General features: G+C 64.4%; 11 protein-coding genes and 1 pseudogene. 7 read left to right on the top strand and 5 right to left on the bottom strand.

Translation table 11 applies throughout. The features are described from left to right. Positions 1–9: 9 nt before the first annotated feature. Positions 10–1554, bottom strand: a complete 1545-nt coding sequence (locus E3T47_RS14715; protein WP_134556796.1) for an amino acid permease — start codon at positions 1552–1554, stop codon at positions 10–12. A gap of 302 nt (positions 1555–1856) precedes the next feature. Here E3T47_RS14715 and E3T47_RS14720 point away from each other — a divergent pair, with 302 nt between their 5' ends. The 5 genes from E3T47_RS14720 to E3T47_RS14740 are packed head-to-tail and all read left to right on the top strand — an operon-like array spanning position 1857 to position 6918. Then, a complete protein-coding gene (locus E3T47_RS14720) occupies positions 1857–3224 on the top strand; it encodes a glutamine synthetase family protein (RefSeq protein WP_134556797.1) in 1368 nt (455 codons plus the stop codon). Then, positions 3211–4002: a gamma-glutamyl-gamma-aminobutyrate hydrolase family protein gene (locus tag E3T47_RS14725; protein WP_241982291.1), complete on the top strand. Its 792-nt coding sequence runs from the start codon at positions 3211–3213 to the stop codon at positions 4000–4002. Before E3T47_RS14720 ends, E3T47_RS14725 begins: the two co-directional genes overlap by 14 nt. Next, positions 3999–5360 carry an aldehyde dehydrogenase family protein gene (locus tag E3T47_RS14730; RefSeq protein WP_134556799.1) on the top strand — a complete coding sequence of 454 codons (1362 nt, stop codon included), beginning with the start codon at positions 3999–4001 and terminating at the stop codon, positions 5358–5360. The genes E3T47_RS14725 and E3T47_RS14730 overlap by 4 nt, the downstream gene beginning before the upstream one ends. Positions 5361–5381: 21 nt before the next feature. After that, positions 5382–6170 carry a 3-oxoacyl-ACP reductase gene (locus E3T47_RS14735; RefSeq protein WP_241982292.1) on the top strand — a complete coding sequence of 263 codons (789 nt, stop codon included), beginning with the start codon at positions 5382–5384 and terminating at the stop codon, positions 6168–6170. Continuing rightward, the gene (locus tag E3T47_RS14740) at positions 6154–6918 is read left to right on the top strand and encodes a FadR/GntR family transcriptional regulator (protein WP_134556800.1); all 765 of its coding nucleotides are present in this window, start codon (positions 6154–6156) and stop codon (positions 6916–6918) included. Before E3T47_RS14735 ends, E3T47_RS14740 begins: the two co-directional genes overlap by 17 nt. 84 nt (positions 6919–7002) lie before the next feature. Here the strand turns inward: E3T47_RS14740 and E3T47_RS14745 are convergent, their stop codons facing one another. Both E3T47_RS14745 and E3T47_RS14750 read right to left on the bottom strand, forming a co-directional pair. After that, positions 7003–8349: an NCS2 family permease gene (locus tag E3T47_RS14745; RefSeq protein ID WP_241982293.1), complete on the bottom strand. Its 1347-nt coding sequence runs from the start codon at positions 8347–8349 to the stop codon at positions 7003–7005. 210 nt (positions 8350–8559) lie between these two features. Next, positions 8560–10125, bottom strand: coding sequence for a carboxylesterase/lipase family protein (locus tag E3T47_RS14750; RefSeq protein WP_134556802.1), 1566 nt, complete (start codon positions 10123–10125; stop codon positions 8560–8562). Between the two features lie 139 nt (positions 10126–10264). Between E3T47_RS14750 and E3T47_RS14755 the strand changes: the two genes are divergently transcribed. Next, positions 10265–11542, top strand: coding sequence for a uracil-xanthine permease family protein (locus tag E3T47_RS14755; RefSeq protein WP_134556803.1), 1278 nt, complete (start codon positions 10265–10267; stop codon positions 11540–11542). A gap of 380 nt (positions 11543–11922) precedes the next feature. On the opposite strand, the pseudogene E3T47_RS14760 reads toward E3T47_RS14755, so the two are convergent. Beyond that, positions 11923–12446: pseudogene (locus tag E3T47_RS14760) on the bottom strand (inorganic phosphate transporter); the annotation flags it as partial. Beyond that, positions 12439–12912, bottom strand: a complete 474-nt coding sequence (locus tag E3T47_RS14765) for an 8-oxo-dGTP diphosphatase (RefSeq protein WP_134556804.1) — start codon at positions 12910–12912, stop codon at positions 12439–12441. The gene E3T47_RS14765 and the pseudogene E3T47_RS14760, both read right to left, overlap by 8 nt. A gap of 73 nt (positions 12913–12985) precedes the next feature. Between E3T47_RS14765 and E3T47_RS14770 the strand changes: the two genes are divergently transcribed. Next, positions 12986–13240 carry a mycoredoxin gene (locus E3T47_RS14770; protein ID WP_134556805.1) on the top strand — a complete coding sequence of 85 codons (255 nt, stop codon included), beginning with the start codon at positions 12986–12988 and terminating at the stop codon, positions 13238–13240. Positions 13241–13255: the final 15 nt, after the last annotated feature.

Raw genomic sequence — 13255 nt, forward strand, 5'->3', positions numbered from 1 at the left:
CGCGCCAGGTCAGAGTCGGAGGTCATCCTTCCCGTCGCGCGCGAGCAACTCGTCCTCGACACTGCCACCGTAGCCATCCGCTTGCGGGTCACGGTGCAAGCCGCCCGATACCGCGTATTCCTCCTCCGGCGAGAGGACCAGCCGTTTGCGCCCCCACAGTGCGAAGCCCAGCAGCATGACGACGTAGACCACGGCTATGGCCGCAATCGCCGGCCGAGCCGGTTCGTTGATGAAGAATCCGAAGAAGATCGCCAACGAGAGGATGCCCGCGATGACGGCACCGGGAACTCCCCAGGGGCTGCGATACGGGCGGCTGGCGTTTGGAAATTTTTTACGCAGCAGCACAAACGACACCATCTGCAGGACGTAAGCGATCACGGCACCCCAGACGGCGATATTGAGCACGATAGCGCCAGCGACACCGCCGGACCCGCCGAGCGAATCAACCAGCACGAGCGCCACAAATCCGATGATCGCGCCCACGAGCAGGGCGATGGCCGGAGTCTGGCGTTTTCCGGTGAGCGACAGAAATTTCGGATAGTAGCCGGCACGGGAGAGCGAATACATATTACGTCCGTAGGCGAACATGATCCCCTGCAGGGAGGCCAAGAGCCCGATCAGTGCGAACAGGGCAAGCACAGCTGCGGCACCGTCGCCCACGATCGCTCGAAACCCGTCGAGCAGGGGCTCGCTCGATCCGGCAATCTCGGCCGCGCCAACCACTCCGGTGTTGAGAAACAATACGAGCAGGCCGGTAACGATCAGCGTGGTCCGGGCGATGAGGCCGGCACGGGGGATATCGCGCACCGGGTTGTGTGATTCCTCGGCGGCCAGCGGAAGTTCCTCGATGCCCAGGAAGAACCACATGGCATACGGCAGCGCGAACAGGATCGGGATTATGCCGTGCGGCAGGAAGGCGCTCTGGCCGGCATCCGGCGTGATATCGAAGAGATTGCCCCAGCTGAACAGCCCGGAGAACGCGGCCATTGCAGAGAACACCAGCAAGATGACAATCGAGATGATCGCCACAACGATGGCGAATTTAAAGGAGATGGCAGCGCCGGCAGCGTTGAGCGCGATGAAGGCAACGTACAGGATGAGCCACCACACCCACGGCGGCAGGGAGACTCCGAGTAGTTCCTGGGTGATCCCGTCGGCGTAGGAAGCAGAGAAATATACGATGACCGCGGTGGTCGCGACGTATTCGATGGTCTCGGCGAGCCCCGTGACGAAACCGCCCCACGGTCCCATCGCCGCCCGGGCGAAGGAATACGCCCCGCCGGTGTGTGGCATCGCCGCCGCCATCTCGCCGATACTGAAAATCATTCCGTAGTACATGACGATGAGCAGCAGGAAGGCGATCAGCATTCCGCCGAAACCGGCGAAGCCGATTCCAAAGTTCCAGCCCGAGAAGTCCCCGGAGATGACCGCTGCCACGGCCAAACCCCACAGACCCCAGATTCCGGCGCTGCGGGTGAGCCGACGCTTCTCAAAGTAACCGGCCTGCGCCGTGGTGTACTTCACGCCTGAAACTTTCAAGGTGTCTTTGGACATCTCAATTCCTTTGCGCTCGTTGCGCACCCAATGACGGAATTAGTAGCGAGGGCGCAATCGTTCAGTGAGGTTGCCACGATGCTAGGGGCTGAATGGTGCGGTGTATATACCTTTGAAAAAAATCACGGCACCAATTCAAAAGACGACGCCTCTCCCTCAGCCAGTGAAGTGTGGTCTAATGGTGAAAAATCGCACAATTGAAGTCCTGCGCCGCACCATGCGATCGCCACCGATTGCCAGTACGCCTCAGATCAGCACGCCTCAGATCAGCACGCCTCAGATCAGCACCGAGGAGAAGCCCAATGACAACCCGCACCGGAAACCTCACTCTCGACGACCTGACCGATCTCGTTTCCCGCCGTGAGATCGACACCGTCATTGTCGCCTTCACCGACATGCAGGGGCGCCTCGTGGGAAAACGGCTCTCTGCCCGACTCTTCCTGGAGGATGCGGCCGCGCATGGCGCGGAGTGCTGCAATTATCTTCTCGCCGTCGATGTCGAGATGAATACCGTCGAGGGCTATTCAATGTCGAGCTGGTCGCACGGTTACGGTGATATGGCCATGATTCCCGACCTCGATACGCTGCGTTTGGCCCCGTGGCTGCCCGGAACAGCGCTGGTCACCGCCGATCTGCACTGGCTCGATGAGAAACCCGTGCTCGCCTCGCCGCGCCAGATTCTGCGCCGGCAGCTAGACCGGCTGGCGGAACACGGCCTAACTCCGTTTTGCGCTACCGAGCTCGAGTTCATCGTCTTCGACGACGGCTACCGTGATGCCCAGAACAAGGGATACCGCGGCCTCACCCCGGGCAGCGACTACAACATCGATTACTCGCTGCTGGCATCCACTCGAATGGAACCGCTGCTGCGCGATATTCGCCTCGCCATGGACGGCGCAGGCATGTACTGCGAAGGGGTAAAGGGAGAATGCAATTTCGGGCAGCAGGAGATCGGCTTTCGCTACGCGACGGCGCTGGCCACCTGTGACAATCATTCTGTTTACAAGAACGGCGCGAAGGAGATCGCGGACGCGCACGGCAAGAGTCTCACCTTCATGGCCAAGTTCAATGAACGTGAGGGCAACAGCTGCCATATCCACATCAGCCTGCAGGGCCCGGGGGGCATCCCGGTGTTTCACGACCCGCAGGCGGAGCACGGCATGTCGAAGCTGTTCCGACACTTCCTGGCTGGGCAGCTCACCCTCATGCGGGAGCTGACCCTGTTTTCCGCCCCCAACATCAACTCGTATAAGCGTTACGTTCCGGGTAGTTTCGCCCCAACCGCGTTAGCGTGGGGGTTCGACAATCGCACCTGTGCCCTGCGCGTCGTCGGTCACGGCCCGGCACTCCGGGTCGAGAACCGAGTGCCCGGAGGCGATGTGAACCAGTATCTGGCCGTCGCGGCCCTGATCGCGGCGGGTCTCTACGGCATCGAGCACGAACTTGAGCTGCAGCCCGCCTATGAGGGAAACGCCTACACCAGCGACGTGCCGCGGGTACCGTCGACCCTGCGCGAATCGGCCGAACTGTTCGCCGGTTCCGCCGTGGCCCGCGAGGCCTTCGGCGACGAGGTCGTCGACCACTACTTGAACAATGCCCGCATCGAGGTGCAGGCCTACGATGCCGTCGTCACCGACTGGGAGCGGGTGCGCGGTTTTGAGCGACTCTGACATCGGACCGGTGATCGGCCTAACCACCTACCTTGAACAGGCACAGACCGGGGTCTGGGATGTGCCGGCCGCAATTCTGCCGCGGGTCTATTTCGACGCGATCACCAATGCCGGAGGAATTGCCGTGCTGCTGCCGCCCCAGCCGGTAAACGCTGCCATCGCCAACCGCGTGCTCGACGGGCTCGATGCCCTGGTTGTCACCGGCGGTAAGGACGTCGATCCGGCCCGGTACGGACAGGCCCGGCACCCCCACACCGACGAGCCCCGGCCCGATCGGGATGCCTGGGAAAATATTCTGCTGCACGAGGCCATCGCCCGCGAACTGCCGTTCCTGGGCATTTGTCGCGGTGCGCAAATGCTCAATGTCGCCCTCGGCGGGAGCCTCCACCAGCATCTGCCCGATCTGGTCGGGGATACTACCTATCAGGCTGGCAATGGTGTGTTCAACGTCGTCGACGTTGCCGTGGAAACAGATTCGACGCTCAGCGCGTTGCTGGGCGGCCAGACTCTCCTGCCCGCGGTGCCGGTATACCACCACCAGTCCATCGACCGCGTCGCCGCCGGTCTGCGGGTAACCGCCAGAACGGATGCCGGCATTGTGCAGGCGGTCGAGCTGACGGCGGTGCCGTTCGGGGTAGCCGTGCAATGGCATCCGGAGCAGTCGCCCGGCGACCTTCGTTTGTTCACCGGACTGGTCAGCGCCGCCCGCGACTACCGCGTCGCAGATCCGCACCGGACCCGGCCCGCACCCCACGGCGCAGCAGAGGCAACAGCATGAGCAGCTATACCGTCGTCAACCCGGCCGATGAATCGATCGGTGAAACCGTCGAACACCTCGGCGAGGACGAAACCGACGAGGCGATCGCCCGCGCCGTCTTGGCCCAGAAGGCGTGGGCTGGCGTTGCTCCCGCCGACAAGGCCCGCGTCTTGCGGCGATTCGCTGAGGTCGTTGACGCGGACCGAGAAAACCTGGCCGGAATCGAAGTGCGCAACTCGGGGCATCCGATCACACAGGCGCGCTGGGAAGCCGGGCACGTGCGTGATGTGCTCGACTACTACTCGGCAGCCCCCGAGCGCATGTTCGGGCAGCAGATTCCGGTCGCGGGCGGCATCGACCTCACCTTTCACGAGCCGCTTGGCGTTGTCGGCGTGATCACTCCGTGGAACTTTCCGATGACGATCGGTGCCTGGGGATTCGCGCCGGCCCTCGCCGCCGGCAACGCCGTGGTTTTGAAGCCGGCGGAGTGGACCCCTCTGTCGAGCATCCGTTTGGGTGAACTCGCCCTCGACGCGGGACTGCCGGAGGGACTGTTCCAGGTGCTGCCAGGGCGTGGTTCGGTCGTGGGAACCCGGTTTGTGACGCACCCCGACGTGCGCAAAGTCGTGTTCACCGGCTCGACCACTGTCGGCAAGCAGATCATGGCCGGGTGTGCCGAACAGGTCAAGCGGGTAACGCTCGAACTCGGCGGCAAGAGCGCCAATATCGTCTTCGCCGACGCCGACCTGGAACGCGCGGCCGCTGCGGCGCCGTCGGGCGTGTTCGAGAACGCGGGCCAGGATTGCTGCGCTCGAAGTCGCATCTTGGTGCAGGCCAGCGTGTTCGACCGGTTCATGGAGCTGCTCGAACCGGCCGTCGCCGCGGTGCGGGTCGGCGATCCGACCGACCCGGCCACCGAGATGGGCCCCCTCGTCTCACGGCAGCATCACGCTGCCGTGTCGGCGTATCTGCCCGCAGCTGCACCGGTCGCCTTTCGTGGGAGCGCTCCGACCGGTGCAGGGTTCTGGATCGCCCCGACCGTGCTCACTCCATCCAGCCGTCTCGACCGGTGCGTGACCGATGAGATCTTCGGTCCGGTCGTGACCGTGCTGCCCTTCGATGATGAGGCCGATGCCGTGAAGCTCGCTAACGACACCGACTACGGGCTGTCCGGCTCGATCTGGACCAGGGACGTCGGCCGGGCCATTCGTGTGGCCCGTGGGGTCGAGTCGGGCAATCTGTCGGTCAATTCGCACTCGTCCGTGCGCTACTCAACCCCTTTCGGCGGGTTCAAGCAGTCCGGGCTCGGACGGGAACTGGGACCGGATGCTCCCCTGCAATTCACCGAGACCAAGAACGTTTTCATCGCGGTTGACTAGTCCCACACTGAAGGAGACCCTGTGACAATCACTCCCATCGACCTGACCCAGCGCTTAGCCGGGAAGGTCGCCGTTATCACCGGCGGGGCCAGTGGTATTGGCTTGGCCACCGCGAAACGCTTCAGAGCCGAGGGCGCCACCGTCGTCATCGGTGACCTCGACGACAAGGCCGGCCAGGCGGCGGCCCTGCTGGTCGGCGGTCTCTTCGTGAAGGTCGATGTCACGGATCAAGACCAGGTGGATCACCTCTTCGACACCGCATTCGACACCTATGGATCGGTGGACGTGGCCTTCAACAACGCGGGAATTTCTCCACCCGACGACGACTCTATCGAGACGACCGAACTTCCCGCCTGGCAGAAGGTGCAGGACGTCAACCTCAAATCGGTGTACCTCTGCTGCCGCGCGGCCCTGCGCCATATGGTTCGACAGGGCAGCGGATCGATCATCAACACGGCTAGTTTCGTCGCCGTGCTGGGGTCAGCGACCAGCCAGATCTCCTACACCGCGTCGAAGGGCGGAGTACTCGCGATGAGCCGGGAACTAGGCGTGCAGTTCGCCCGCCAGGGAATTCGGGTAAACGCACTCTGCCCGGGGCCGGTCAACACCCCGCTGCTGCAGGAACTGTTCGCCAAAGACCCCGAGAGAGCCGCACGACGACTCGTGCATATTCCGGTGGGTCGCTTCGCCGAACCCGAGGAACTCGCTGCGGCCGTTGCTTTTCTGGCCAGTGACGACTCCTCTTTCATGACCGGCTCCACCTTTCTGGTGGACGGTGGCATCAGCTCGGCCTATGTCACGCCAGAATAGTGTTCCGCCACCGACGGCGGGTCTGAGCGGTGATCTGCTTCTGGGCCCGGTCTCTGGCACCAACACGTTCGAAGAGACAATGCAACGACTGCTGCAAACGGTGCGGCTGGGTCTGATCGCGCCGGGCGAGCGGCTGCCGGCCGAACGAGACCTTGCTGCGCAGCTTGGCGTCAGTCGCGACACACTGCGAGAGGCGATTGGGTCGCTCGCCGAGGCCGGCTACCTGATCACCAGACGTGGGCGGTACGGCGGCACCTTCGTCAGCGACGTGCTGCCCTCGCCGCCGGTGATGGCGGCGGAAAGAACGGCCAGCGCCTCGCACCCGTCGATCACCGCCGCGGAGATCGATGATGTGCTCACCCTGCGGGACATTCTCGAGGTTGGAGCCGCGCGCGCCGCCGCCGGGCGGGTGCTATCCCCGCCAGAACGTGAGTTGCTCTGGTCGAGCCTCGCGGCGGCCGCAGATGCCGGCGCCGGCGAGTACCGCCGCGTCGATTCCCGCCTGCACCTCTATATCGGCGAGTTGGCCGGTTCCCCGTCGCTCGTGCCGCTTCTCGCCGACGTGCGCATGCGGCTCAACGAATTGCTCGATGCCATTCCGTTGCTGGCGCCCAACATCGCCCATTCCAATAGGCAGCACGAACAAATCGTCGTCGCGATTCTCACCGGCCGGCCGGATGCCGCAGCCGAGGCCATGCGGGAGCACCTGAGCGGTACCGCCCTGCTCCTGCGCGGCTTTCTCGAATGAGCCGGGCTTAAACGGGAGATCAGCAAGCGCGTCGTGAAGGCACGAGCGGCGGCATCCGCTCGCCTCAGCCGATCAGCGCCTCAGTCAATCAGCGCCTCCGCCGATCAGCGCCTCGACCGGGCCACGCACGAAGAAGAGCACGAAACCGACCGCGACGACCCAGAGCAGCGGGCTGATCTCGCGGCCCTTGCCCGAGAAACTGCGTACGAGCACCCAGCTGATGAACCCGGCGCCGATGCCGTTGGCAATCGAATAGGTCAACGGCATCACGATAATGGTCAGGAAGATCGGTAGCGTGCTGGAGAATTCGGTGAAGTCGAGGTGTCGAATCTGCGCCACCATGAGCGCTCCAACGATGACCAGGGCGGCGGCGGCGACTTCGAGCGGCACGATCTGGGTCAGCGGGGTGAAGAACATTGCGGCCAGAAAGAGGATTCCGGTGATCACGTTGGCCACGCCGGTGCGGGCTCCCTCGCCGATACCGGCCCCGGATTCGATGAACACGGTGTTCGAGGATGCGCTCGTCGCACCGCCGGCGACAGCACCGATGCCCTCGACGATCAGGGCGGATTTGAGCCGAGGAAACTTGCCGTCCTTGTCGGCGAGGCCAGCCTCGCTGGCCAGGCCGGTCATGGTGCCCATGGCGTCGAAGAAATTGGTGAAAACGAGGGTGAAGACGAGCATGACGGCGGCAAGCATGCCGATGCGTTCGAAGGCACCGAACGAGACCTGGCCGATCAGGCCGAGGTCGGGCAGGGCTACCACTCTCGTCGGCAGCACCGGGGCGTTCAGGTTCCAGCCGGCCGGGTTCGTGCCGAGGGAGGGGCCGACCTTGAAAATCGCCTCGAGGATCACAGCGACGACGGTGGTCGCCACGATGCCGATCAGCAGCGCTGCCTTGACTTTGCGGGCCAGCAACACGCCGATGACGATGAGCCCGATCACGAAGACCGCGGTCGGCAGGGTGGCAATGGAGCCGGCATCGCCGAGCTGTACCGGTGGCGAGTTCGCGCCGCTGGCCCGCACGAAGCCGGAGTCGACGAGGCCGATGAACGCGATGAACAGGCCAATGCCAACGGTGATGGCGATCTTCAGCTGGCGCGGGATGGCGTTGAAGATGAGTTCGCGCAGGCCGGTCGAGGCCAGCAACACGATGATGAGGCCGTTAATGACGACGAGGCCCATCGCTTCGGCCCAGGTGACCTGGCCGACGACACTCACCGCGAGGAAGGAGTTGATACCGAGACCGGCGGCGAAACCGTAAGGCAGGCGGGCGATGACGCCGAACAGAATCGTCATGACGCCGGCGGTCAGCGCCGTGACGGCGGCCACCTGCTCGTTCGGCAACCAACCGCCCTCCACGTCGACGGCGGCCTGATCAGCGCTGAACCCACCGAGAATCAGCGGGTTCAAAATGACGATGTAGGCCATCGTGACGAAGGTGACGATGCCGCCACGGAATTCGCGGGACCAGGTGGAGCCGCGTTTAGTGATCTCGAAGTAGGAGTCGACGCGGGCTTTCAGACCACGCGCTCCCGGCTGTGGCGACTCCCCTTGAGTAGGTGTTTCGGTGCTGCTGATGGTGTGCTCCCGGTACCGTGGCGTTTAGCGCAAGGTTTCAGTCTACGACCGGCCGACCGCTCAAACGTGCGGCACGAACCGGCCCCAGGCCAGGCGTCGTTCGCGATTCGGGTCGGATTCGACGTGGTCCTGCTGATCGATGATGAGGGTTTCCCGGGTGCCTTCGTCGTAATGCGGCCACGCGGCCGATGGCACCCCGCCGTGCACAAAGCCGAGCCACCAGCCCTGCATTCGGGTGCCGATGTCCTGAAAGGCGCGACGTCCGCCGAGCGCAGTCATGCCGCGACCGAACCAGCCGTCGAGGCGGTCGAACAGCGGAAAAAGTTCGAGGCCGTGCGTGGCATCGAGGCCCATCAGTCGAAGCAGTCGCGGCGCGGCATCGAAGCGGTAGAAGTACACCGGCGCGTATCGGGAGTGCCGCTCGCCGACCTTCACGCTCGGATACCAGAAGGAGTAGTCGCCACCGAAATCGAGTGCTGCCCTCAGCGCGGGTATGCCCGGATACTGAGCCTTGAGCGCCTTCTTCGCCTTCTTCTTGGTGTTCTTGAAAATGGCGCGGATGCGCGGGGGTGTCGTGGCGAGAATGTCGATGCGCCCGCTGAATAGCGAGCCCTCCCGCGCGTTCGTGCCGATGATCAGCGGGATGCGCGCAGCCCGGCCATCCCGAAAGGCGTCGAGCGGGCGCTCAGGCAGAAAATCGCCGTCGATCACGGGGCAGAGCGGAATCGTGCCCGGGTCCTGGTCGGGCGTGCGCACCGTCAGCGCCGTCGTCGCCACGGCGAGCCACGCCGGGTCGGCCGCGAGTAGCAGGCGGGCAGCGTCGGCATCGCTGTACCGGCCGGGGGCGTCGACCAGGCTGTCGACGAATTCGCTCGCCCAGCGCGCGGTGAGCTCACTCGGGTACACCGCGTTCGGCGGCGCACTCTGCGCGATTGCCCGATGGAACAAGCCGGCCGCGCTCGGCACGGTCATCAGGGTGGTTACCGCGTTACCGCCGGCCGACTCACCGAACAGGGTGACGGCGTCCGGGTCGCCGCCGAAGGCGCGAATATTGTCGCGCACCCATTGCAGGGCCGCAACCTGGTCGCGCAGCCCCAGATTGTTCTCAAACGGATGCTCCGGCGTGGCATACCGGGAGAAATCGAGGTACCCGAGGGCTCCCAGACGGTAGTTGAGGCTGACGTAGACGATGCCGCCCCGCCGCACGAGCCCCTCCCCCTGACGCGGAACCTCACGGCTGGAGCCGACGCTGTAGGCGCCGCCGTGGATGAACACCATCACCGGACGCAGGGCGTCCTGCAGTTGCGCGCCGGGGCGCAACCGCTCGTCGGGAGCGATCACGTTGAGATTGAGGCAGTCCTCCCCCTGGGGAATCCGCGGGTGAGCACCGCGAAACTGGCCTTTGTGACTCTGCGGGGCGATCAGGCCCCACTCGCTTGCGTCTCGCACGCCGCACCAGGCGAGTGCCGGCTGCGGGGCGCGAAAACGCAGGTCACCGACCGGGGCGGCCGCGTAGGGGACGCCCCGCCACGCGAGCACTCCGCGCTCGCGCACCCCGCGCAGCAGGCCGGTGGATACACGCACCTCGAGACCCGCCGTGGTAGTCGGATCAGCGAGTTGACTCATGCCGTCGAGTCTATTCCGCTGTGCCGGCTCGGAATCATGCTTGCGCGGGCTGGTGCTGACCCGGAATGGTGGTGATTCGCACAGGCCACAGCTCGACTACGCTCGACAGTGCTCACGCAACAGACGAAATGAGAATCACATGGCACTGCCCTGGACCCTGCACGGCGACGGTAAATCGGTCGGGGCACAGGAGGTCGTCGGCCCGGGCGAACGACTGAGCTGGCCACTGACCATCGGTATCGGCTCGCAGCACGTCGTCGCCATGTTCGGCGCGACGTTTCTGGTGCCGCTGCTCACTGACTTTCCGCCGAGCACGACGCTGCTGTTCTCCGGCATTGGAACCCTGCTGTTTCTGCTGATCACCGGCAATCAATTACCCAGCTATCTTGGATCGTCGTTTGCGTTCATCGCACCGATCACCGCGGCAACGGCCTCTGCTGGAATGGGCAGCGCCCTTTTCGGAATCCTGGTCGTCGGCGGGTTGCTCGCCCTGGTCGGCGTCGTCGTTCAGCTCACCGGCACCGGCTGGATCGATCGGCTCATGCCGCCGATCGTCTCGGGCGCCATCGTCGCGCTCATCGGCTTCAACCTTGCCCCGGTCGCCAAGGCCAACTTCGAGAAGGCACCGCTCACCGCCCTCATCACCCTCGGCGCTGTGATTTTGTGCGCCGTGCTGTTTCGCGGAATTCTCGGTCGGCTGTCGATTTTTCTCGGTGTTCTCGTGGGATACGTCGCGGCGGTCTTCTTGGGCGAGGTCGACTTCAGCCGGGTTGTCGATGCCGCCTGGATCGGCCTGCCGCCATTCACTGCGCCGGCCAACCCGTTTGAGAACCCGGCCGCCGTCTTCGGCGTGCTTCCCGCCTTTCTCCCGGTCGTTCTCGTGCTCATCGCCGAGAACGTCGGCCATATCAAGGGTGTAGCCCAAATGACGGATGCGAAGGTGAACCGACTCACCGGGCGGGCCCTGCTCGCCGACGGGTTGGCCACCATGCTCGCCGGTTTCGGCGGCGGTAGCGGCACCACGACCTACGGCGAGAACATCGGCGTCATGGCGGCGACCCGCATCTACTCCACCGCGGCCTACTGGGTGGCCGGAATCGTCGCCATCCTGCTCGGCCTCTCCCCCAAGGTCGGTGCGATCATCTTCACGATCCCTGAAGGTGTGCTCGGCGGTGTCACCACGGCGCTCTATGGCCTGATCGGTGTCATCGGCGTGAAGATCTGGCTCGACAACAAGGTCGACTTCTCCAAGCCGGTGAATCAGTTCACGGCCGCGACCGCTCTTGTGATCGGCATCGCCGACTTTACTCTCAATGCCGGAACGCTCAGCTTCAACGGTATCGCGCTCGGAACGGTCGCGGCCATCGTGATCTACCACCTGATGACCTGGCTCGGCCGGGTGCGCAAGACCGCCTAGCAAAGACCGCGAACCTACCGCGCGAACAGCGGCACGGTTGCGTCTAGTTGCGGTCGTCGCGTTGGCCATCCGGTCTCGGGTCGTCCCGGTCTCGTTGGTCGAGCCCGTCGACGACGGGCTGCGCTTGTCGAAGCAGGCGCAGCAGGCGAAGCAGGCGCAGCAGGCGCAGCCGGTGTACACGGCCAGGCGCTTCATCCCGGGCGTCAATGGATTCGCCGCAGCCGCATTCCGTGCCCGTTTCAGCCGCTTCGCGGCCTTCTTCGGGGTTAGCACGGTGATAGCACCGGTGAACTCATGCGGCTCGACCAGCGGGATGCGACCGGCCGTGGTGAGCGGGCGAAGGCCGAGGGAGTACAGGCTCACGAGCAGGGTGGCCTCGTTCCGATCACCATGTCGAGCACGATGCCAACCGGGCCGAGCAGGGCCAAAGCGGCAGCGAACGCGCCCATGGTCGCCGAGGCCGGCAGCGTCAGCGCCCAGCCGAGCGCGATTCGTCCGGCCATTCCCCAGCGAATCGTCGAGCCGCGGCGGTTAAGGCTCGAACCGATCACCGAACCGGAAGCAACCTGCGTTGTGGAGAGGACGAGTCCAAGATGGCTCGAGGCGAGGATCGTGGCCAAATGACTGTCGCGCCGATCAGACCGGCAAAGATGACTTCGGGGGTGATTAGCACCCCGCCGTCACCCTCCCGAATGATGCCGCCCGATACGTACGTGCAACCTCGGTAGAAAGAAACGCCCCGACCAGGTTGAGAATGGCAGCGACACCAACAGCAACCCTGGGCTTCATCGCCCCGGTCGCGATCGGGGTGGCCGTGGCGTTCGCGGTGTCGTGGAACCCGTTGGTGAAGTCAAAGATGAGGGCGAGCAATGACCACCACGATGATGAGACTGAATTCAGGCACGAGACACCACGCTTTTCAGGTCGGCACCGAACGTGAATGTGGCGCGCACTGGAACGCCGGCGAGCACGCCCGGCAGCCAGTGGCGGGCATCGTCCCACATCTCATCGACCGGCAGGCGTGCGACGTCGAACCACAGGGGGTTCAGTTCGTTCGATTCCCGCGGGGTGCCCGACCACTCGTCGCAGATGAACACGGTCGACTCCTGACTCCACTCCTCGCGGTGCGGAAACAGATAGGTGAGATACCCCAGTTCGGTCAGAGCGGATGCCGCCACCACCAGACCCGACTCTTCCTCGATTTCGCGCACCGCGGCATCCACCGCACTCTCACCGATTTCGAGCTTGCCGCCGAGGCCGACGATGTTGCCCAAGCCGAGGCCTTTCTTCTTGCGCCCCAGCAGGACCTGCCGGTTGCCTTCGGGAGATAGTCGGGTGAGGTAGCACACGCATACCTGGGGCAAAGTCACTGCTTTATCTTAACGCTCGTTCAACAAGAGGGGCACGGAGTGGACTCCAAGGCAGCTCCGCTATGGTCAAGGTATGGACTTTGTACCCGCTTCTGGAACCATCACCATGTTCACGACCGACTGGTGCGGCTACTGCAAACGGTTGAAGAAGCAGCTCGACACCGCCGGTATCGGGTACACCGAGGTGAACATCGAGAAGGTCGACGGCACACCGGAGCTCGTGATGAGCCTGAACAACGGCAACCAGACCGTGCCGACGATTCTCTACCCCGATGGTTCGGCGGCGACCAACCCCTCGCTCGCCCAGGTGCAGGCCAAGCTCGCCTGATCCGCGTGCGGGGGC

Origin of the sequence: Cryobacterium ruanii (assembly GCF_004404055.1) — a bacterium.
In the GTDB taxonomy this organism is placed as follows: Bacteria; Actinomycetota; Actinomycetes; order Actinomycetales; family Microbacteriaceae; genus Cryobacterium; species Cryobacterium ruanii.